At 67.7% G+C, this 20,528-nt stretch carries 20 protein-coding genes; 13 read left to right on the forward strand and 7 right to left on the reverse strand.

The window, feature by feature from the left end:
- The first annotated feature begins 50 nt into the window (after window positions 1-50).
- The 8 genes from prfB to GGQ97_RS05750 all read left to right on the forward strand — a co-directional run bounded on the left by prfB (window position 51) and on the right by GGQ97_RS05750 (window position 10,111).
- Window positions 51-1,178: a peptide chain release factor 2 gene (prfB, locus tag GGQ97_RS05715; RefSeq protein WP_168068045.1), complete on the forward strand. Its 1,128-nt coding sequence runs from the start codon at window positions 51-53 to the stop codon at window positions 1,176-1,178.
- 1 nt (window position 1,179) lies between these two features.
- On the forward strand, window positions 1,180-1,884 hold the full coding sequence (locus GGQ97_RS05720; RefSeq protein ID WP_168068046.1) for a class I SAM-dependent methyltransferase: 705 nt from the start codon (window positions 1,180-1,182) through the stop codon (window positions 1,882-1,884).
- Entirely contained in the window at window positions 1,881-2,216 is a 336-nt protein-coding gene (locus GGQ97_RS05725) for a tRNA-binding protein (RefSeq protein WP_168068047.1), read from the forward strand. Before GGQ97_RS05720 ends, GGQ97_RS05725 begins: the two co-directional genes overlap by 4 nt.
- A 100-nt stretch (window positions 2,217-2,316) precedes the next feature.
- Window positions 2,317-4,182, forward strand: a complete 1,866-nt coding sequence (gene sppA, locus GGQ97_RS05730) for a signal peptide peptidase SppA (RefSeq protein ID WP_168068048.1) — start codon at window positions 2,317-2,319, stop codon at window positions 4,180-4,182.
- A gap of 264 nt (window positions 4,183-4,446) precedes the next feature.
- Window positions 4,447-6,156: a 30S ribosomal protein S1 gene (gene rpsA, locus GGQ97_RS05735; protein ID WP_168068049.1), complete on the forward strand. Its 1,710-nt coding sequence runs from the start codon at window positions 4,447-4,449 to the stop codon at window positions 6,154-6,156.
- Window positions 6,157-6,297: 141 nt separating this feature from the next.
- Complete coding sequence (locus GGQ97_RS05740; protein ID WP_168068050.1) at window positions 6,298-6,594, forward strand: integration host factor subunit beta; 297 nt, start codon at window positions 6,298-6,300, stop codon at window positions 6,592-6,594.
- Between the two features lie 66 nt (window positions 6,595-6,660).
- On the forward strand, window positions 6,661-7,584 hold the full coding sequence (locus GGQ97_RS05745) for a cation diffusion facilitator family transporter (RefSeq protein WP_168068051.1): 924 nt from the start codon (window positions 6,661-6,663) through the stop codon (window positions 7,582-7,584).
- Between the two features lie 109 nt (window positions 7,585-7,693).
- Window positions 7,694-10,111: a S9 family peptidase gene (locus GGQ97_RS05750; protein ID WP_168068052.1), complete on the forward strand. Its 2,418-nt coding sequence runs from the start codon at window positions 7,694-7,696 to the stop codon at window positions 10,109-10,111.
- Between the two features lie 45 nt (window positions 10,112-10,156).
- On the opposite strand, the gene GGQ97_RS05755 is transcribed toward GGQ97_RS05750, so the two are convergent.
- From GGQ97_RS05755 to GGQ97_RS05765, 3 genes are all read right to left on the reverse strand, one after another.
- Window positions 10,157-10,522, reverse strand: a complete 366-nt coding sequence (locus GGQ97_RS05755) for a response regulator (protein WP_168068053.1) — start codon at window positions 10,520-10,522, stop codon at window positions 10,157-10,159.
- A gap of 4 nt (window positions 10,523-10,526) precedes the next feature.
- Complete coding sequence (locus tag GGQ97_RS05760) at window positions 10,527-12,242, reverse strand: sensor histidine kinase (RefSeq protein ID WP_168068054.1); 1,716 nt, start codon at window positions 12,240-12,242, stop codon at window positions 10,527-10,529.
- Between the two features lie 207 nt (window positions 12,243-12,449).
- Complete coding sequence (locus tag GGQ97_RS05765) at window positions 12,450-13,244, reverse strand: thymidylate synthase (RefSeq protein WP_168068055.1); 795 nt, start codon at window positions 13,242-13,244, stop codon at window positions 12,450-12,452.
- A 149-nt stretch (window positions 13,245-13,393) separates the two neighbouring features.
- Between GGQ97_RS05765 and GGQ97_RS05770 the strand changes: the two genes are divergently transcribed.
- The 3 genes from GGQ97_RS05770 (at window position 13,394) to GGQ97_RS05780 (ending at window position 14,619) form a co-directional block, all read left to right on the forward strand.
- Window positions 13,394-13,789: a JAB domain-containing protein gene (locus GGQ97_RS05770; RefSeq protein ID WP_168068056.1), complete on the forward strand. Its 396-nt coding sequence runs from the start codon at window positions 13,394-13,396 to the stop codon at window positions 13,787-13,789.
- Window positions 13,790-13,885: 96 nt separating this feature from the next.
- A complete protein-coding gene (locus GGQ97_RS05775) occupies window positions 13,886-14,434 on the forward strand; it encodes a GNAT family N-acetyltransferase (protein ID WP_168068057.1) in 549 nt (182 codons plus the stop codon).
- Window positions 14,431-14,619 carry a hypothetical protein gene (locus GGQ97_RS05780; protein WP_168068058.1) on the forward strand — a complete coding sequence of 63 codons (189 nt, stop codon included), beginning with the start codon at window positions 14,431-14,433 and terminating at the stop codon, window positions 14,617-14,619. The genes GGQ97_RS05775 and GGQ97_RS05780 overlap by 4 nt, the downstream gene beginning before the upstream one ends.
- A 124-nt stretch (window positions 14,620-14,743) precedes the next feature.
- Here GGQ97_RS05780 and GGQ97_RS14315 read toward each other — a convergent pair whose 3' ends face one another.
- Window positions 14,744-15,559 carry a choice-of-anchor L family PEP-CTERM protein gene (locus GGQ97_RS14315; RefSeq protein WP_168068059.1) on the reverse strand — a complete coding sequence of 272 codons (816 nt, stop codon included), beginning with the start codon at window positions 15,557-15,559 and terminating at the stop codon, window positions 14,744-14,746.
- Between the two features lie 246 nt (window positions 15,560-15,805).
- Here GGQ97_RS14315 and GGQ97_RS05790 point away from each other — a divergent pair, with 246 nt between their 5' ends.
- A complete protein-coding gene (locus GGQ97_RS05790) occupies window positions 15,806-16,291 on the forward strand; it encodes a hypothetical protein (RefSeq protein ID WP_168068060.1) in 486 nt (161 codons plus the stop codon).
- Window positions 16,292-16,312: 21 nt separating this feature from the next.
- Here the strand turns inward: GGQ97_RS05790 and GGQ97_RS05795 are convergent, their stop codons facing one another.
- From GGQ97_RS05795 to GGQ97_RS05805, 3 genes are read right to left on the reverse strand one after another with little or no spacing between them, the layout of a single operon-like run.
- Window positions 16,313-16,573, reverse strand: coding sequence for a hypothetical protein (locus GGQ97_RS05795; protein WP_168068061.1), 261 nt, complete (start codon window positions 16,571-16,573; stop codon window positions 16,313-16,315).
- A gap of 28 nt (window positions 16,574-16,601) precedes the next feature.
- A complete protein-coding gene (locus GGQ97_RS05800; protein ID WP_342448458.1) occupies window positions 16,602-17,321 on the reverse strand; it encodes a DsbA family protein in 720 nt (239 codons plus the stop codon).
- A gap of 4 nt (window positions 17,322-17,325) precedes the next feature.
- Entirely contained in the window at window positions 17,326-18,693 is a 1,368-nt protein-coding gene (locus tag GGQ97_RS05805; protein ID WP_168068062.1) for a M48 family metalloprotease, read from the reverse strand.
- A 107-nt stretch (window positions 18,694-18,800) separates the two neighbouring features.
- Between GGQ97_RS05805 and argS the strand changes: the two genes are divergently transcribed.
- Window positions 18,801-20,525, forward strand: coding sequence for an arginine--tRNA ligase (argS, locus tag GGQ97_RS05810; protein ID WP_168068063.1), 1,725 nt, complete (start codon window positions 18,801-18,803; stop codon window positions 20,523-20,525).
- The last annotated feature ends 3 nt before the right edge of the window (window positions 20,526-20,528 follow it).

Below are 20,528 nucleotides of genomic sequence, written 5' to 3' on the forward strand. Positions count from 1 at the left end.
GTTCGAGTGTTCCCGCTCCGACCGGCCATGAGTGAAAGGATTTCTCTGACATGCGCGCCGAAGCGCAGGCCCATATCGACCAGGTCAATGCCGCCACCGCCCTGCTTCGCCGGTTCCTCGACTGGGACCGGGCGCTGCGGCGGCTGGAGGAGCTCAACCAGAAGGTCGAGGACCCGAGCCTGTGGAACGACCCCAAGGCGGCGCAGGAAGTCATGCGCGAACGCCGCCGGCTGGACGAGGCGATCGCCGCCACCCGCAAGCTCGAGACCGAGCTGACCGACACGGTCGAATTGATCGAGATGGCAGAGGCCGAGGGCGACGACGGCCTTGTCGACGATGGCGTCAAGGCGCTCGCCGATCTCGCCGAGCGGGCCGAGAAGGACAAGGTCTCGGCGCTGCTGGCGGGCGAGGCCGACGCCAACAACAGCTATGTCGAGGTCAATTCGGGCGCCGGCGGGACCGAGAGCAACGACTGGGCCGGGATGCTCCAGCGGATGTATTCGCGCTGGGCGGAACGCCACGGGATGAAGGTCGAGCTGGTCGATTTCCACTCGGGCGAGCAGGCCGGAATCAAGTCGGCGACCCTGCTGGTCAAGGGCGAGAACGCCTACGGCAACCTCAAGGTCGAGAGCGGCGTCCACCGGCTGGTCCGGATCAGCCCCTACGACAGCTCGGCCCGGCGCCACACCAGCTTCGCCAGCGTGTGGGTCTATCCCGAAGTCGACGATGACATCGACATCGAGGTGAACGAAAGCGAGCTGCGCATCGACACCTACCGCGCGAGCGGTGCGGGCGGGCAGCACATCAACACCACCGACAGCGCGGTCCGGATCACCCACATTCCGACCAACATCGTGGTGCAGTGCCAGAACCAGCGGTCGCAGCACAAGAACAAGGCCGAGGCGATGAAGCAGCTGAAGGCCCGGCTCTACGAGGCCGAGCTGCAGAAGCGCGAGGCCGAGGCCAATGCCACCGCCGCGGCCAAGACCGACATCGGCTGGGGCCACCAGATCCGGTCCTACGTCCTGCAGCCCTACCAGCTGGTCAAGGACCTGCGGACCGGCATGACCTCCACCGCGCCGGGCGACGTGCTCGACGGCGACCTCGACCGCTTCATGGCTGCGGCGCTGAGCCAGCGGGTGACGGGCGAAAAGGTCGATGTGGAAGACGTCGACTAGGATGCGGGCAGGGGGCACGCTCGCGGTCGGCTGCCTGGCGCTGGCGCTCGCCGCCTGCCGCGCCGAGGGCGACCCAGCCACCGGCTTTCCGCCGTCCGGCCGCGACGTCGCGCCGATCGTGTCCGACGCCTTCTCGACCGAGGACGTGCGCGACCGGGTCGGGGAGTTCGAGGCGGTGGTCGCCGCGGCCCGGGTCCGGCCCGGCATGTCGGTCGCCGACATCGGCGCGGGCGAGGGATATTACACCGTCCGCCTGTCGCCGTTGGTCGCTGCGAAGGGGCGCGTGCTGGCACAGGACATCGTGCCCGAAACCCGCGACCGCCTTGCCGAGCGGGTCCAGCGCGAAGGGCTCGACAATGTCACCGTCCGGCTGGGCGAGCCGGCCGATCCCAAGCTTCCGCCCGGCGGGCTCGACCGCATCTTCCTGGTCCACATGTACCATGAGGTGACCGACCCCTACGCCTTCCTGTGGCACCTGGTCGGCGGATTGAAGCCCGGCGGCGAGGTCATCGTGGTCGACGCCGACCGCCCGGTGAAGCGCCACGGAATCCCGCCCGCGCGCCTCAAGTGCGAGCTTGCAGCGCTCGGCCTGCGCCTCGACCGCTTCGAGCGGATGCCCGATGGCGACACCTTCTTCGCCGCCTTCCGCGCCGCCGGTCCGCGGCCCGCCCCGAGCGCGATCAAGCCCTGCGCGGAGCCGGCATGACCATTCCCTTCGACGACTTCCTCGCCGTCGAGATCCACGTCGGCACGGTCATCGCCGCCGAGCCGTTCCCGGAAGCCCGCAAGCCGGCCTTCAAGCTGACCATCGACTTCGGCCCGGAGATCGGCACCAGGCGCAGCTCGGCCCAGATCACCGCGCTCTACACACCCGACGAACTGGTCGGGCGCCAGGTCATGGCGGTCACCAACTTCGCCCCGCGCCAGATCGGCCCGTTCATGAGCGAGGTCCTGGTACTCGGCGCGTCGGACGGGGAGGGGCGCATCTCGCTTCTCGCGCCCGACCACCCGGTCCCGGACGGCGCGCGGATGCACTGATCTCGGCGAGCGCTCGAGAGGCCTTCGACCAACGGCGCTTCCCACCGGCCTTTCAGCCCCCTATCTCTGATCCCGCACTTTACGGGGTTGGGACAAGAACATGCGCGTTGCCAAGGCGATCTGGGGCCTGCTGGTCGGGATCAAGGACGCCCTCGTCCTCCTCTTCATGTTCCTGTTCTTCGCGGGGCTGTACGCGCTGCTGTCGGCCCGGCCGACGCCCACGGACAGCGACGGCGTGCTGGTGATGAACCTCAAGGCCGGGGTGGTCGAACAGCCGGCCGAGCAGGACGCCTTTGCGCTTGCCGGCGGGAGCGCCGCGGCCTCGCCGCTGGCGCTGCGCGACGTTCGTGCTGCCCTCCTTAAGGCCAAGGACGACAGCCGGGTCAAGGCGGTCGCGCTCGACCTCGACGGCTTCTCCGCCGGGCAGACGGTGGTCGCCGACATGGGCGAAGCGCTCGACGAGGTGCGCCGCAGCGGCAAGCCGGTGCTGGCCTATGCCACCGGCTATGGCGACCGCGCCTACCAGCTTGCGGCTCACGCCAGCGAAGTCTGGGTCAACCCGATGGGCGGTGTCCAGCTGAGCGGCCCGGGCGGCAACAACCTGTATTTCGCCGGGCTTCTCGAAAAGCTCGGCGTCACCGCCAATGTCTACAAGGTCGGCAAGTTCAAGAGCGCGGTGGAGCCCTTCACCCGTTCCGACATGAGCCCGGAGGCGCGCGAGAATGCGCAGGCGCTGGCCGGTGCCCTGTTCGAAACCTGGCGCGACGACATCCGCAAGGCGCGGCCAAAGGCCAATGTCGACCTCGCCCTCAAGCAGCCGGTCCAGCTGGTCCAGGCCTCGGGCGGTGACTTTGCCGTCGCCTCGCAGCGCGCCGGGCTGGTCGACAAGGTCGCCGACCGCCGCGCCTTCGAAGCCCGCCTCGCGGCGCTTGGCGGCGCCGACGAAAAGCTCGCCGGCGGGTTCAAGCGCATCCGCCTCGACCGCTACATCGCCGCTGAAGTCCGCTCCGAACGGGGCACCGGGCCGATCGGCGTGGTGACGGTTGCCGGCAACATCGTCGACGGCAAGGCCCCGGTCGGGACCGCCGGCGGCGACAGCATCGCCGAAGCGATCGAGAAGGGCCTGCGCGACGACAAGATCAAGGCGCTGGTGGTTCGCATCGACAGCCCGGGCGGCTCGGCGCTCGCCTCCGAGCGGATCCGCCAGGCGCTGCTCGCCGCGCGCGAGAAGAAGATCCCGGTGGTCGCCTCGATGGGCAATGTCGCCGCGTCGGGCGGTTACTGGGTCGCCACCGCCGCCCAGCATATCATCGCCGAACCTTCGACCGTCACCGGCTCGATCGGCGTGTTCGGGATCCTGCCCAGCTTCCAGGGCAGCCTCGAAAAGCTCGGGATCGCCGCCGACGGCGTCCGCACCACCCCGCTGTCGGGCGAGCCCGACCTCCTCAAGGGCCCCTCGCCCGAGGCCGGCCAGCTGATCCAGCTCGGCGTCGAGAGCACCTACGGCAAGTTCCTTTCCATCGTCGGCGAGGCCCGCCGCAAGACTCCTGCGCAGGTCGACGCGATTGGCCAGGGCCGGGTGTGGTCGGGCGGCCAGGCGCGCCAGATCGGGCTGATCGACCAGTTCGGCGGAATGGACGAGGCGGTCGCCAAGGCGGCCGAGCTGGCCAGGCTCGACGCCGACAATCGCGGGCTGACCTACCTTGACCGCAAGGGCAGCTGGCGGTCCGAACTCGCCGGGCTGCTGCGCGGCGACGATGACGACGCCAGCGAAAGCGATCCGTTCGCCTCGCTCCGCGCCAATCCCGACGCGCTGGCCGGCGCGGTGCTGCAGGAAGCCGAGCTGCTGCTGGGCGGCCCGACCATCCAGGCCCGCTGCCTGGCGTGCGGCCCGGCCGACGTTCGTCCTGCCGCCACCACCCCCTCGACGGGCTGGCTGGCCCGCCTGCTCGCCTTGCTCTCCTGAGGCAATTGAGCTAAGGGCGCGCTCGTCGTTCCGGGTCGGAGAACCCGGGTCGGCGCCGTCAGCAGCTGTTTGTCGTCCTTTTCACGGCCAATCGCTCGGTCCGGCGCTGCGCCCGCCTTCTCCCGGCGCGGCCCGTCTGTCCGGCATGGGGCCGGGAAGGCGGCTTTCACCAACGCTTGCCAGGTCCGCCTGATGGAAAGCCTGCCCACTCGTGGGAAGGCTGGCGGCATACCGACCGAGCACGACAAGGACGAACCCTTACCCATGGCCACTGTTGCCAATCCCACCCGCGACGATTTCGCGGCGCTCCTCAACGAAAGCCTTGGTGGCGAGAACGAGGCCTTTGAAGGCCGCGTCGTCATCGGCACCGTCACCGGCATCGAGAACGACCTCGCCGTCATCGACGTCGGTCTCAAGAGCGAAGGCCGCGTTCCGCTGCGCGAGTTCGCCGCCCCCGGCCAGAAGGCCGAGCTGAAGGTCGGCGACCAGGTCGAAGTCTATGTCGACCGCGTCGAGAATTCGCATGGCGAAGCGATGCTCAGCCGCGACCGCGCCCGCCGCGAAGCCGCGTGGGACAAGCTGGAAGGCGAGTTCGCCGAAGAGAAGCGCGTCGAGGGTGTCATCTTCGGCCGCGTCAAGGGCGGCTTCACCGTCGACCTCGGCGGCGCCGTGGCGTTCCTTCCGGGCAGCCAGGTCGACATCCGTCCGGTGCGCGACGTGCAGCCGCTGATGGACGTGCCGCAGCCGTTCCAGATCCTCAAGATGGATCGCCGCCGCGGCAACATCGTCGTGTCGCGCCGCGCCATCCTCGAGGAAACCCGCGCCGAGCAGCGTTCGGGCCTGATCCAGAGCCTGGCCGAAGGTCAGGTCATCGAGGGCGTGGTCAAGAACATCACCGACTACGGCGCCTTCGTCGACCTCGGCGGAATCGACGGCCTGCTGCATGTCACCGACATCAGCTACAAGCGCGTCAACCACCCTTCGGAAGTGCTGGAAATCGGCGCCACCGTGAAGGTGCAGATCATCCGCATCAACCGCGAAACCCAGCGCATCAGCCTCGGCATGAAGCAGCTCGAGAGCGATCCGTGGGATGGCGCCCAGGCCAAGTATCCGGTCGACGGCGTGTTCCAGGGCCGCGTCACGAACATCACCGAATATGGTGCGTTCGTTGAGCTTGAGCCGGGCATCGAGGGCCTCGTCCACGTCTCCGAGATGAGCTGGACCAAGAAGAACGTCCACCCGGGCAAGATCGTCAGCACTTCGCAGGAAGTCGAAGTGAAGATCCTCGAGGTCGACGGCGAGAAGCGCCGCATCAGCCTTGGCCTCAAGCAGGCCCAGACCAACCCGTGGAGCGACTTCGCCGAGAAGCACCCGGTCGGCAGCCAGGTCGAAGGCGAAGTCAAGAACTCGACCGAGTTCGGCCTGTTCATCGGCCTCGACGGCGACGTCGACGGCATGGTCCACATGTCGGACATCGCCTGGGGCGTGTCGGGCGAGGAAGCGCTTGCCCTGCACCGCAAGGGCGAGACGGTCCAGGCAGTGGTTCTCGACGTCGACGTCGAGAAGGAGCGCATCAGCCTCGGCATGAAGCAGCTTGAGCGTGGCGGCGTTGTCGCCGGCGCGGCTGGTGGCTCGGACGGCGCACGCAAGGGTGAGGTCAAGACCGTGACCGTGCTCGAAGTCATGGACGGTGGCCTCACCGTGCAGGTCGACGAGGATGGCCCGACCGGCTTCATCAAGCGCTCGGATCTCGGCCGTGACCGTGACGAGCAGCGTCCGGAGCGTTTCCAGGTCGGCCAGAAGTTCGACGCCATGGTGACCGGCACCGACCGCTCCAAGAAGCCGACCTTCTCGATCAAGGCGATGCAGATCTCCGAAGAGAAGCAGGCCGTGGCCCAGTATGGCAGCTCGGACTCGGGTGCCAGCCTCGGCGACATCCTCGGCGCCGCCCTCGAGCGCGCCAACAAGAAGTAAGTCCAGGAAGGGGACGGTTCGCCGGTCATGGCCGGCAAATCGTCCCCACTTCCGGTACTTGCGGCTTGGCGCAACATCTGACAGCTTGCGCAAAGCGGGTGGGGGCCCGGTACTGAAGCGTTAGGGCGGGGACGAATAACGATGATCCGGTCGGAACTGGTCAACAAGCTTTGCCACGATTTTCCCGATCTCTCGCAGCGCGAGATCGAGACCGTGGTCACCGGTATCTTCAACGAGATCACGGCCCAGCTGGCCAAGGGCGGCCGGGTCGAACTGCGCGGCTTCGGCGCCTTCTCCACGCGCCAGCGCGACGCCCGCACCGGCCGCAACCCGCGCACCGGCGAACAGGTCGAGGTGGACGCCAAGAAGGTTCCCTACTTCAAGCCCGGCAAGGAAATGCGCGAGCGGCTGAACCTCGCGGAAGTCACCGCGGAGTAAGCCCGGACCGGCCTTCGTGCGCCGGCCCAGCAACCTTTTCCGCCCCGTGTCGCTTGGCTCCTTCGGATGAGCGCGACCGGGCACAACAACCGCACCTTGTGGATCGCCTTTGGCGCGAACCTCGGCATTGCCGCGGCGAAGTTCGGTGCTGCGGCGCTGACCGGCTCTTCGGCGATGCTGACCGAGGGCGTCCATTCGGTGGTCGATTCCACCAACCAGCTGCTGTTGCTGTGGGGCCGCCGCGCCTCCCGCCGACCGGCCGATGAGCTCCACCCCTTCGGCTATGGCCGCGAGCTCTATTTCTGGAGCTTCGTCGTCGCCGTGCTGGTGTTCGCGCTCGGCGCCGGCGTGTCGGTTTATGAAGGCATCCTGCACATCGCCGAGCCCGAACCGGCGGTCAGCCCGCTGATCGCCTATGGCGTGCTCGCCATTGCCTTCCTGCTCGAGGGGGGATCGACCGTCTCTGCCTTCAAGGAATTCCGGCTGACCAAGGGGCAGCTCGGCTGGCTTCAGGCGGTGCAGCGCTCGAAGGACCCTCCGGGCTTCATCGTGCTGCTTGAGAATGGCGCGGCGATGGCCGGAATCCTGATCGCGGCCACTGGCCTCGCCATCAGCCAATGGACCGGCGACCCGCGCTTCGACGGTGCGGCCTCGATCGTGATCGGACTGATCCTCGGGCTCACCGCCTTCCTCCTCGCCTACGAATCGAAGGCGCTGCTGATCGGCGAGGCGGCCGACCCCGAGATTGTCGGCGGACTGCGGCGCCTGATCGCGGATCGCCCCGGCATCACCGCGGTGGGCGAAATCCTGACCGTCCACAGCAGCCCCGACATGATCACGGCCATGGCCTCGGTGAATTTCGACGACGCCATCTCCGCCGGTGATGTGGAGCGCATCGTCGACGCGGTCGAACGGGACGCCTGCGCGCACTTCCCGACGGTCAAGCGGCTCTACATCCGGCCGCGCAGCGACATCGCCGCGGGCGGCTGAACCGCCACTGCGCGAGCGCTTCCGGCCGTTCGTCGAACAGCGCAGGGCTGGCCTTCCACCGCCGCCAACTCTCGGTCACAGTCCCGCCAAACCACATGGGGAATTGTCGATGCGTCATTTGTTGCTGCTCGGTGCGTTATCGCTGGCGATGAGCACTACCGCCCTCGCCCAGTCCACGGGCTACCAGCAGCCCCCCGCACCGATCGCCCAGATCCTCGACAGCAAGCCCACCCCGGTGCCGCTGATCGACCCGACCCGCACCCGCATGGCGTTGCTGGAACGGGCCAACCTGCCCTCGATCGGGGAGCTTGCCGAGCCCGACCTAAAGCTTGCCGGTTACCGCATCAACCCGCGCAACAACGGGCAGGCCAACAGCCGCGTGCAGTGGCTGACCGGCCTGTCGCTGCAGAATGTCGCGGGCGGCGGAGCGCGCAAGGTCCAGCTTGCGGCCGGCACCCGCTTCATCGCGCCCGCCTGGTCGCCCGACGGCCAGCGGCTCGCCTTCCTGGTCGACCGGCCCGCCGGGCTTGAGCTGTGGGTGGCCGACGCCGCCACCGGCAAGGCGCGCAAGCTGACCCAGCCGATCGTCAATGCAGCGGCGACCGGCGCCGCCTTCACCTGGATGCCCGACAATCGCTCGGTGCTGGTGCGCACGGTCGTGGCCGGCCGCGGTGCAGCCCCGGCGGCGCTCGCGAACCCGGTGCCGATCGTCCAGGTCAATGCGGGCCGCACCGCCCCCGTCCGCACCTATCAGGACCTGCTCAAGAACAGCGGCGACGAGCGGCTGTTCACCCATTATTTCACCGCCCAGCCGATGCTGGTGTCGGTCGCCGACGGGTCGAGCCGCAAGGTGGCGAGCCCCGGCGTCTACCTCGGCGCCTCGCCCTCGCCCGATGGCCGCTACCTGCTGCTGACCCGGGTCAAGGAGCCCTTCAGCTACAATGTGCCCGCGGCGCTGTTCCCGACCGAGATCGTGATCACCGACCTTACCGGCCGGACGGTCAGGCAACTGGCGGACCTGCCGCTGCGCGACGACGTTCCGCCGCAGTTCGACGCGGTCGCGCCGGGCCCCCGCTCGGCCCAGTGGCGCGCCGACAAGCCGGCCACCGTCGCCTGGGTCGAGGCGCAGGACGGCGGCGATGCGCGCCGCAAGGTCGCGGTGCGTGACCGCCTGTTCGAACTCGCCGCGCCCTTCGCCGGCACGCCGCGCACGTTGGCCGACATGAAGGACCGTTATGCCGGCGTGGTTTGGGGCAAGGACGACACCGCCTTCCTCGCCACCCAATGGTGGAACGACCGGCGCGAAACCCGAATCCTCGTCAACCCCGCCGCCGGCACGTCGCGCGTGCTGCTCAGCCGCAATTTCCAGGACCGCTACAACGATCCGGGCGAACCGGTCACCACGCTCAACGCCGCCGGCCGACCGGTGCTGCTGTTCGCGGCGGACGGCCAGGCGATGTTCCAGTCGGGTGCCGGCGCGCGCCGCGAGGGCGAATTCCCGTTCCTCGACCGGGTCAGCCTCGCCGACGGCAAGGCGACCCGCCTGTGGCAAAGCGCCGCGCCTTATTACGAGGACGTCGTCGCGGTACTCGACAACGAGGGCAAGCGGCTCGTCACCCGCCGCGAAAGCCGGACCGCGCCGCCTAACCTGTTCGTCCGCACGATCGGGCAGGACCAGCCGCGCCAGCTGACCCAATTCCCCGATCCCGCGCCGCAGCTCGCGGGCGTTACCCAACAGCTGATCACCTACAAGCGCAAGGACGGGGTCGACCTGTCGGGAACGCTCTACCTGCCCGCCGGCTACAACAAGGAGCGCGACGGGCCGCTGCCGCTCGTCATGTGGGCCTATCCGACCGAATATACCGACCCCAAGGTGGCGGGGCAGGTGGTCGACACCGACAATCGCTTCGTGCGCCCGGGCGGGATCAGCCACCTGTTCCTGCTGACCCAGGGCTATGCGGTGCTGGACGATCCCAAGATGCCGATCGTCGGCGCCGACGGGAAGGAAGCCAACGACACCTATATCGAGCAGCTCACCTCGTCGGCCGAAGCGGCGGTGGATGCGGTGGTCAAGCTGGGCGTCGCCTCGCGCGACCGGATCGCGGTCGGCGGACACAGCTATGGCGCGTTCATGACCGCCAACCTGCTCGCGCACTCGGACCTGTTCCGCACCGGCATCGCGCGCTCAGGCGCCTATAATCGCACGCTGACGCCGTTCGGCTTCCAGGCCGAGCAGCGCACCTATTGGGAGGCGGTCGAAACTTATACCAAGATGAGCCCGTTCACCTACGCGCCCAAGATCAAGGAGCCGATCCTGCTGATCCACGGCGAGGCGGACGACAACAGCGGGACCTTCCCGGTGCAGAGCGAACGCTTCTACGCCGCGCTCAAGGGCGCCGGGGCCAATGTCCGCTACGTCGTGCTCCCCTACGAGGCCCACGGCTATCGCGCCCGTGAAAGCGTCGGCCACACCCTGTGGGAGATGACCGGCTGGCTCGACCGCTACCTCAAGCCGGCGAAGAAATAAGTCTCGCGCCTCCCTGCCGCGGGCCAGCGGGGAGGCGTCCCGGCTTCAGGACTGGCGAAGCTGCTGGAGCAAGACTCGCGGGTTGAACGGCTTGGCGAAGAAGTGGGCGTTGGTCGGCAGGTCGGCGGGTTCGGGCCGGACCACGCCCGACGCGACCAGCAACACGGTCGGCGGATGCCGTTCGCGCACGTAATGGGCAAGGCGCAGGCCATCCATCGAGCCGGGCATCTCGATATCGGTCAGCACCGCGAAGATGCTCTGTTGCTGGTCGAGGATGCGGATCGCCTCGTCGGCGTCGCCCGCGCCGTACACGATGAAGCCGCGATCCTCGAAGAAATCGACGAGATCGTCGCGCACGAAGGGCTCGTCCTCGACAACGAGGATGGACTTGCGGCTGGCCGGACCAGTCATCGCCTCACCCTGAGCGCGGGGGCGACAGGGCGGACATGTCCGCGTCGATCGCGAATTCGACCCCGGCCGGATCGAACCGCAGGACCGTGCTGCCGTCGAAATAGGACTGGAGTGAACGCTCGATCATCCGTGACCCGAAGCCTCGTTTCTGAGGGGCGCTAACCAGCGGACCGCCGACTTCTTTCCAATCGAAACGAAAGCGTTTCGATGAATGGTCGTCGCCGTCCTCGTGCCACTGGATAAGGACCTTGCCATGCTCGTTGCTGAGCGCGCCATATTTGCAGGCGTTGGTCGCCAGTTCGTGGAGCGCGAGCGTCAGGGCGAGGCCGGCCGACCCCGGCACCACCACATCGCCGCCGACGATCTCGATCCGGTCCTTGAACCCTTCCGCGGCGCTCAGGCCCGAAGCGACGATGTCCTTGAGCGAGGCTTCATCCCATGCGGTGGCGGTCAGCACGTCGGTCGCCTTGCCGAACGCGGTCAGCCGCGCTGCAAAGGCTTCGGCCGCCTCGTCGACGCTGCTTGCGCGGCGGAAGGTCTGGCTGGCGATCGCCTGCACCATGGTGAGGACGTTTTTGAGGCGATGGCCAAGCTCGGCGTTGAGCAGCCGCTGCCGTTCCTGCGCCTGCACAAGCTCGGTCGTGTCGCGTGACACCGACAGGATCCTGGCCGGCTTGCCGTCCGGGTCGAGGATCGGCGCAACCGACACGTCCCACCATTTGGGCGTGCCCTTGAAGGTGTTGGCCTCGGCGATGAACTTGGCGGGCCGGCCGGCGCGCGCCGCTTCGATCGCGTCCTTGGCAAGGTTGTTGCCTTCGCCTTCCCAGAACGAAGGCCAGGGGCATTCGGCGACCGCGGCGAAGTCGTCGATCTCCATCACCTTCTGTCCGCCTTCGCTCATGAAGGTCAGGTTGCCGTCGAGATCGAGCACCTTGATGCAGTCGGTGGAGCTGCGCAGCACTTCGCTGAGGAAGGCCTCGCGCTCGGCTAGGCTGGCAACCGCGCGGTGGACCGTGGTCGAATCGTAGCCGCCGACGAAGATGCCGATGACCGCGCCGGAATCGTCGCGGATCGGCTCGAACAGCAGCTCGATGAAGCTCGTGTCCTCGTTGTGCGACAGCTGCAGCTCGCTGCGCGCCGCGACATAGCGCTGGCCGGTCGCATAAACCTGGTCGAGGACGGTGAAGAAGCCCTGGGCTTCGAGTTCGGGGAACACCTCCCGCACCGGTCGGCCGACATAGTCGCGCTCCCCGCCGATCTCGCGATAGGCATCATTGACGTAGGCGAAGACATGGCTCGGCCCGGTCAGGACCGCAGCGAAGCCCGGCATCTGGTCGAGCATCGCGCGCTGCCGCATTTCCTCGGCGGTGCGGATCTCGTCCTGCAGCACTTCCTGCGTGGTTTCGTTCACCACCACCATCATGCCGCCGATCGCGCCGTCGTCGTCGAGCGCGGGTGAGTAAGCGAGGTCGAAATAGATGACGTCCTGGCGCCCGTGGCGGTGGAGCACCATGCGCTGGTTGCGGAAGGTCTCGACATGCCCGCCACGCACCTTGCGCAGCATGTCGGCGTTCCAGTCCGCGATCTCGGGCCAGGCCTCGGCGACCGGCAGCGCCATCTTGTTCACGCCCTGCGTCAGCACCGCATAGGCGTCGTTGTAGATCATAAGCCCCTGCTCGCCCCACAGCAGCACCATCGCGGCGGGCGAGCGGATCATCATGCCGACCATGCCCTTGAGCCCGGCCGGCCATTCGGCAGGCGAGCGGAACCCGGCCGCGCCCCAATCGGCCTCGGCGATCTGCCGCGCCGTCTCTGACGGCCAGTCGAGGAAGGCGACCGCGGGGTTGGCGTGGAGCGCCTGATGGGGAGTGCTAGCTATCGTGGCGTCCTAGAATCAGCGGGCGGGAAGGAAAACCGATGCCTGGGTTCAGACCGCGACCGGGGCGGAAATGTGCGGATGCGGATCGTATCCGACCACCTCGAAATCTTCCAGATCGTAGCTGAACAGGTCCTGTCCCCGGTCCTTGATCCGAAGCCGGGGCAGGGGCCTGACCTCGCGGCCCAGTTGCAGCCGGGCCTGGTCGAGGTGGTTGGAATAAAGATGCACGTCGCCGCCGGTCCATACGAACACGCCCGGCTCCAGCCCGCATTCGCGGGCGAGCATGTGGGTGAGCAGCGCATAGCTGGCGATGTTGAACGGCACGCCGAGGAACAGGTCGGCGCTGCGCTGATAAAGCTGGAGGTTCAGCCGCCCGGCCGCGACCTGGGTCTGGAACAGGCAATGGCACGGCGCCAGCGCCATCCGCGCGATCTCGCCCGGGTTCCAGGCGGTGACGATCTGCCGCCGGCTCACCGGGTCCTTGCGGATCAGGTCGACCAGCTCGCGGATCTGGTCGATATGCCGCCCGTCCGCCGCTTCCCAGTCGCGCCACTGCTTGCCGTAGACGGGTCCAAGATCGCCCGCCTCATCGGCCCATTCGTCCCAGATGCTGACCTTGCGCTCCTGCAGCCAGCGCACGTTGGTGTCGCCGTTCAGGAACCACAGCAGTTCGACGATGATCGAGCGCAGGTGCAGTTTCTTGGTCGTCACCAGCGGGAACCCGTCGGCCAGGTCGAAGCGCATCTGGGCGCCGAACAGCGACAGGGTGCCGGTGCCGGTGCGGTCGGCCTGGGGAACGCCGTGCTCCAGCACCTGCGCCATGAGATCGTGATAAGCCTGCATGCGGCAACGGTAGCGCGGTCGCGCGCGCCTGCGTAGTCCCCCCGCGCCCGCCCGAGGTTCGTCCGAAACGGATCAGGCTTCCCCGCCACACCTCCAAAGCGGACACGCTTGCGCTGGCTGCCGCGCGTCGGGCGGCATAGCCCTGTGTCATGCTTCAGCGTGCCGAAACTCCTGTTGCACTCAATGGGGTCGAGGCGAGCCGGTCGTTCTTCGCTCCCTGCTTCGCCCGCTCCACCACCGAAAGTCTGTGGGTCGCCCACCTCGATGACGAGGCGCGATGCATCCATCTCGCCAGCTACGACGGCAACGCGGACGCGGTCGACATCCCGGTGCGGGCGATCATCGGCGACGCGATCCGCCTCGACAGCGCGGGCATCATCCTGGCCCACAACCATCCCAGCGGACGGGTCACTCCCTCGCGCTCAGACAAGGTCGCCACCAGGGCGTTGGCCATCGCTGCCGAAGCGATCGACCTGACCCTGCTCGACCACCTCGTGTTTGCCGGCGACGATTGCGCCAGCTTCCGCCGGCTGGGCCTGCTCTAGGCCGTCTTTCCGCGCGACGCGGTGCCGTCCGGCCGCTCATCCCCCGTTGACCGGGCTGCGACCTCCGGCGCATTTGCCGGGCGGAGGAGCCTGCCCATGTCGCCACCCACCATCGAGACCGAACGCCTGATCCTGCGCGGGATACAGGAAGCCGACCTCGACGGCTGGGCCGAGCTGATGGGTGATCCCGACAGCGCGCGCTTCATCGGCGGGGTGATGAAGCGGGCCGGTGCCTGGCGCAGCATGGCGGCGTTTGCCGGATCGTGGTCGCTCAAGGGGTTTGGCATGTTCTCGGTGGTCGAAAAGTCGACCGGCCGGTGGATCGGCCGCCTCGGCCCGTGGCAACCCGAGGGATGGCCAGGCACCGAGGTCGGGTGGAGCCTGCTCAAGTCGGCGTGGGGGCGGGGCTATGCCGCCGAGGGCGCCACCGCGGCGATCGACTGGGCCTTCGATAATCTCGGGTGGAGCGAGGTCATCCACGTCATCGACGTCGACAACGCCCCTTCGATCGCGCTCGCCGAGCGGCTGGGATCGACCGACCTGGGGCCGTGCGCGCTTCCGCCGCCGCTCGACAAGTATAACGTCCATGCCTGGGGCCAGTCGCGCGATCAGTGGCTCGCCCGGCAAGCCGCCACGTCCGCGTGAAACGCACCCGGCTCAGCATCTGCCGGGCCAAGTGCGCCTATCCGTCCGAAGCCGACGCCCGCGCCGCCGCGCTCGCCGCCGGGCTCGACCTTCGTCCCTACCCCTGCGACCGCTGCCGCGCCCACCACCTCACCAGCCGCCGCAAGGGCAAGCGCGTGCCCCGGCCGGTCGCCGCATCACTGTAAGCGACCGCTTCCAGTGGAATTCGGACGGGGGGCGGCCACGCCGCAGCGATCTGACGCCGGGCACATGAAAAAGGGCACCCGCATCGCGGGCGCCCTTTTCCTGTTCGAACGTCTCGTTGGTCGTTCAGGCCAGTCGCGCAACCGCGTTGACCGAACGGCGGCGGCGCATGCTGGCACCGATCGCACCGAAACCGAGCAGCATCATCGCCCAGGTCGAAGGCTCGGGCACCGCGCCGATCGGGGTCTGCACGGTTCCGACCGAACCACCGCCAATGAACACGGCCGAGTCGTAGGAGCTGTCACCGACGTCCTGGATGATGAAGCTCAGCGAATAGTTGGCGCCGGCCGTGAGCCCGAGGGCCGAGGCGGTGAGGACGGTCGTCAGGCCATCGTAGCCGACCGGCAGCGCGCCGCCTTCGTTGTTCCGGAAGAAGCCGGCATTGCTGCCCAGGTTCACGTTGTTGATCGTGACCGCGCCGCCGCCGCCGGGGACCTGCGCCAGGTTGACGTTGTTGAAGCCCGGACCATTCAGCAGAAGCTGGAAGAAGTCGTTGAAGTTCGTCCCGACGAACTCGTTATATTCTTCGGACGCGAACACGTAATTGAAGAACAGGCTGTCGGACGTCGTGGTGAAATTCAGGGTGAGGTTGCTGCTATCGCCGTCACCCGAACATTGCGAGGTCGTGTTGGCGCTTCCAACGCAGCCGAGCGAGCCGGTTGTCAGGACGACGCCCTGACTGATGCCAACGCCGGCCGTGCCGTTCGTGAACGTACCGTTCTGGGTATTGGTGGTTAGCGACGAACTGTTTACCGTGATGCCGGTGCCGGTCAGCGCGGAGCCAAGCTGGGTCCCGTTATTGTTGAGAACGGTGTCCACAGCCATTGCCGGCGCGGCAGAAGCCATCAGAGCCGCGGCCGCGACCCAGGTAAACTTGCCCATCTTGGTAATCCCCCCGCTACAAACGCTCGACTGGCGCCAGGCGGCTGGGCTTAATCTATTGTTAAACTGCGTCAAGCGCCGCGGTATTACTTAAGTTCGTTAACGTCCCATAGTGGGATTTAAGCACCGTCACATGACCGCCTCAAGGCTCGTTGCACGCAAGCGAATGGCCACGGCCCGTCATTGTATCCCCGACCGAACGGCATCATGATCGCCGGATCACTCCGGACAGCAGGAGAAGCTGATATGCGTCTGTTTGTCGCGATCGTTGCGTCGGCCGTCCTTGCCACCCCGGCCTGGGCGCAGGCTCAATTGTCCAGCGCCGACAGGGCGGCCGCCTTTCGTGCGGCGGGCTTCCGGCAGGTCGGCGGCCAGTGGCGCTCCTGCGATGCGCCCCAGGGCAGCGTCTACGAACCGGGGAAGATCGAACTGGTCCAGGACCTCAACGGTGACGGACGCCCCGAAGCGATCATCACCGAAGGCAGCAGCTTCTGCTACGGCGGCGACGAGGTCGGCTTTTCGCTGGTCAGCAAGGGTGCCGGTGCAAGCTGGACCCGGATCCTCAGCAGCGCGGGCATCGCCCGCGTGCTCAAGACCAGGGGTGCCAACGGTTGGCCCGACCTCGAGATCGGCGGGCAAGGCTTCTGCTTCCCCGTGCAACGGTGGAACGGTACCGAATATCGGACGATCCGTTTCCAGTATGAAGGCAAGCCCTGCAAGCCGCCGCGCTGAGCGCTCGCAATTGCTCCGGGGTCACTCCCCGCCGGAAGCGGCGATCAGGTCCATGAGGTTGCGGGCCGCGTCGCGGTCGGCGGGGTCGGGGAAGGCGACGTCGAGGTCGGGTGCGCTGCCCAGCGTGTAGAGCAGCGACCACAGGGCGAAGCGCTGGTCGCGGTCGCTCGCAAGTCCGAGGTCGACCTGCAACCGCTCGATCCCGGCTTCCAGCGCGGCGGGCGTCAGCGTGCCGAGATCGCTCGTCCCAAAAATCCGCTGCAGCAGGTCGTCGATGTTCACCGGGCGGGCCCCGGACGCGGCACTCGCCTCAACCCTTCGCCCGGGCGTCGGCGATCGCCTTTTTCAGCGCGTCATAGCCGACCGCGCCATTCATCACCTTGTCGCCGACGATGAACAGGGGAGTGCCGGTCGCTCCCAGTTGCTGGGCAAGCTGGAAGTTCTTGCGCAGTTCGGTGTCGAATTCAGGCGAGTTGGGAACGGCCGCCGGAACGCCCGCATCGGTCGCGGCCTTGGTCAGCGACGCCTCGCTCGGCCGGCCGGCGGCGTAAAGCGCGTCGTGGAACGCCATGAAGCGGCCCGACTTGCTGGCCCCCAGCGCCATCCGCGCGGCCGCTTCGCTGTCGGGGCCGAGGATGGGGAATTCGCGGTAGACCACCCGCAGCTTGGGATCTTCCTTCACCAGCCGGGCGATGACCGGCAGCGACGCCTTGCAGTAGCCGCAGGCATAATCGTAGAATTCGACCAGGGTGACGTCGGCCGTCTTGGCGTCGGCGCCCTGCCAGCTGCTTCCGAAGGGCGTTTCCAGCGCGGCGCGGTTGGCCGCCAGCACCGGGGCATATTGGCTGTCGCGCAGCGCGTCGGCGGTTGCGACCAGGACGGTCGGGTTGCTGACCAGGCTGTCGCGGACCAGGCGGTCGGCCCATCCGGCCTGGAACGCCGCAAACGCCAGCGCCACCGTGGCTAGGGCACCGCCCGCCGCGCCGGCCAGCAAGGCGCCCAGGCCGCTCATTCCCTTGGCTTCGCTCACGTGATTACTTTCCCCGCCCCTTGCGGTCCTTTTCGACCTCGGTGCGGCTTACCATGGCGATATCCTGGGCACGAAGGAAATCGGGCGTGCCCTGGGGAATGCCCTTGAGCGCGCGTTCGGCGCTGGCCAGTGCAAGCTTGGGCTCGCCCTCCAGGCTATAGCGCTCGGCAGTCGCCAGCGAGGCGCGCGGCTGGTCGCCCTTGCGGTCGTAGATGACGCCCAGCTGGTACCAGGCGAACGGCTGTTCGTTGTCGCGGCCGATCGAGGCGCGAAGCACTTTCTCCGCCTCGGGCAGATTGTCGTTCTTCTCGGTCGCCAGCAGCGCATGGCCGAGCATCGCCTGGATCATCGGCTGGTCGGGCGCCTTGGCGACGGCGGTGCGAAGCGGCGCCAGCGCTTCCATCGGCTTTCCGCTTTCAAGCAGGATCTGGCCCTTGAGCTCGAGGTAGAAGGGGTCCTGCGGCGCGGTGGCGAGCAACGCGTCGGCCTCGCGCAGGGCGGCATCGCGGTCGCCCATCCGGTGATAGGCATAGGCGCGGGCGTAGTGCGCCGGAACGCTGGTATCGCTGGTCGGATAGGTCCGAAGCACGCCCTGCTTGTCGCTGATGAAGCCGATCAGCTTGGCCCGCACGCGCTGGAAGCGGGCTTCGAGCGCGGGGTCGGTGGGGCGGTTCCAGGCCGGGTCCTTCTGGTACAATTCGCTCAGCGACGCGACGCGCTCGGACGACAGCGGGTGGGTCCGGTTGTAGCTGTCGGTGGCATAGACGGCGAGGCGATATTCCTGGTTCTGCAGCTTCTTGAAGAACTGGATCGAGCCCTGGCCCGACACCCCGGCCTTGGCGAGGTAGGAAGCGCCGGCAAGGTCGGCGCTGGTTTCCTGCGCGCGGGTGAAGGCGAGGAACTGGCCCATCGCCACCTGCTGGCCGATCGCCATCGCTCCCATCGCCGCCTCGCCCGCGCCGGCGGCCATGGCGAGGCCCCCGAGCACCAGGCTGAGGATCGAGATCCCGGTCGCCTGCTTGGCGCCCTCCCCCGAGCGGATGACGTGCCCGCCGACGACGTGACCAAGTTCGTGCGCAATGACGCCCTGCACCTGGTTGGCATTGTCGGCCGAGGTAATCAGCCCGGTGTGGACATAGACGATCTGCCCGCCGGCGACGAAGGCGTTGATCTCGGGATCGTTGATGAGGACGATCTTGACGTTCTTGGGGTCGAGCTTCGCCGCCTCGATCAGCGGCCTGGACATGTCGTTGAACAGCTTCTCGGTTTCGCTGTCGCGGAGGATCGACTGGGCCGCGGCGGGCTGGGCCGCGGCGAAGACCAGGGCGAGGAAAAGCATCAGCCTGGTACTGAGCGGGTTCACGCGTCGCATGGGCGGGTCCCTCTGGCACAGCGGCTGAACGGGGGGTGACTGTTGCCGGCAGACTGGCGTAAGGGCATGTCCCTTCCTGACACAAACTTCGAGCGATTGCCAAAGCCTTGAGCCTGTTTGCCACCTTTACCGCGCACGTGAACCGCATCCTCGACGAGCTCTCCGCAAGCGGGGCGCTGCCGCCCGAACTGCCGCGCGGCAACATCACGGTCGAGCCGCCACGTGATGCGAGCCATGGCGACCTGTCGACCAATGCCGCGATGGTGCTGGCCAAGCCCGCCGGGACCAATCCGCGCGCCCTTGCCGGGCTGCTGGTGCCCGAGCTTCAGGTCATTGCCGGCGTGGCCGAGGTGCAGATCGCTGGCCCCGGCTTCATCAACCTTCGCCTCGACGACGGGGTATGGCGCGACGAACTGCGCCGGATCGCGTCGGAAGGCGCACGCTACGGGCTCAGCGACATCGGCAACGGACGCCGCGTCAACGTCGAATATGTCTCGGCCAACCCGACCGGCCCGATGCACATGGGGCATTGCCGCGGGGCGGTGGTCGGCGACGCTCTTGCCACCCTGCTTGCCGCCGCCGGCTTTGCGGTCACCAAGGAATATTACGTCAATGACGCCGGCAGCCAGGTCGACACGCTCGCGCGCTCGGCGCACCTGCGCTACCGCGAGGCGCTGGGCGAGGACATCGGCGAGATCCCGGAAGGCCTGTATCCCGGCGACTATCTGAAGCCGGTCGGAGCGCTGCTCGCCGCCGAATATGGCGACCGCATGGTGGCCGCCCCGGAAGCCGAGTGGCTGCCCGTGTTCCGCGAAAAGACGGTGGCGGCGATGCTGGACCTGATCCGGCACGACCTGTCGCTGCTCGGCGTCCGGCACGACCTTTTCTCCTCGGAAGCAGACGTGGTCGCTTCCGGCGCCGCCGACCGCGCGCTTGCGGCCCTCGAAGCCAAGGGGCTTGCCTATGAGGGCATCCTCGAAGCGCCCAAGGGTAAGGCGCCCGAGGATTGGGAACCGGTCGAGCTGACCCTGTTCCGGTCGACCAATTTCGGCGACGACCAGGACCGCCCGATGAAGAAATCGGACGGCAGCTGGACCTATTTCGGCGTCGATACCGCCTATCACCTCCAGAAGCTGGAGCGCTCGGACGAGCTGATCAACATCTGGGGCGCCGACCATTCGGGCACGGTCAAGCGGACCCAGGCCGCGGTCGCCGCGCTTGCCGGGCGCGAGGTGCTCGACGTCAAGATCGTGCAGATGGTCCAGTTGCTCCGCGCCGGCGAGCCGGTGAAGATGAGCAAGCGGGCGGGCAATTTCGTCACGCTCGCCGACGTCGTGCGCGAGGTCGGCAAGGACGTGGTCCGCTTCATCATGCTGACCAAGCGCCCCGACACGATGCTCGACTTCGACTTCGCCAGGGTGGTGGAGGCGTCGAAGGACAATCCGGTCTTCTACGTCCAATATGCCCACGCCCGGATCTGCAGCCTCAAGCGCAAGGCGGCCGAGGCCGGCCTGCAGGCCGGCGATGCCGACCTCGACCTGCTCGATGCCGAAGAGCTCGCCCTGGTTCGCCATGCAAGCCACTATCCGCGGGTGGTCGAGGCGGCGGCGCTGGCGCATGAGCCGCACCGCATCGCCTTCTTCCTGTACGACCTCGCCGCCGCCTTCCACGCCTTGTGGAACCGCGGCAATGACGATCCCTCGCGGCGCTTCCTGATCGACGGCGAGCCTCGGCTCAGCGCGGCCCGGCTGGCGCTTGCGAGCGCGATCGCGCAGGTGATCGGGAACGGTCTGGCCCTGATGGGCGTCGAGGCAGCCGAGGAGATGCGCTGAGAT

This window comes from Sphingomonas kaistensis (assembly GCF_011927725.1).
Taxonomy (GTDB): domain Bacteria; phylum Pseudomonadota; class Alphaproteobacteria; order Sphingomonadales; family Sphingomonadaceae; genus Sphingomicrobium; species Sphingomicrobium kaistense.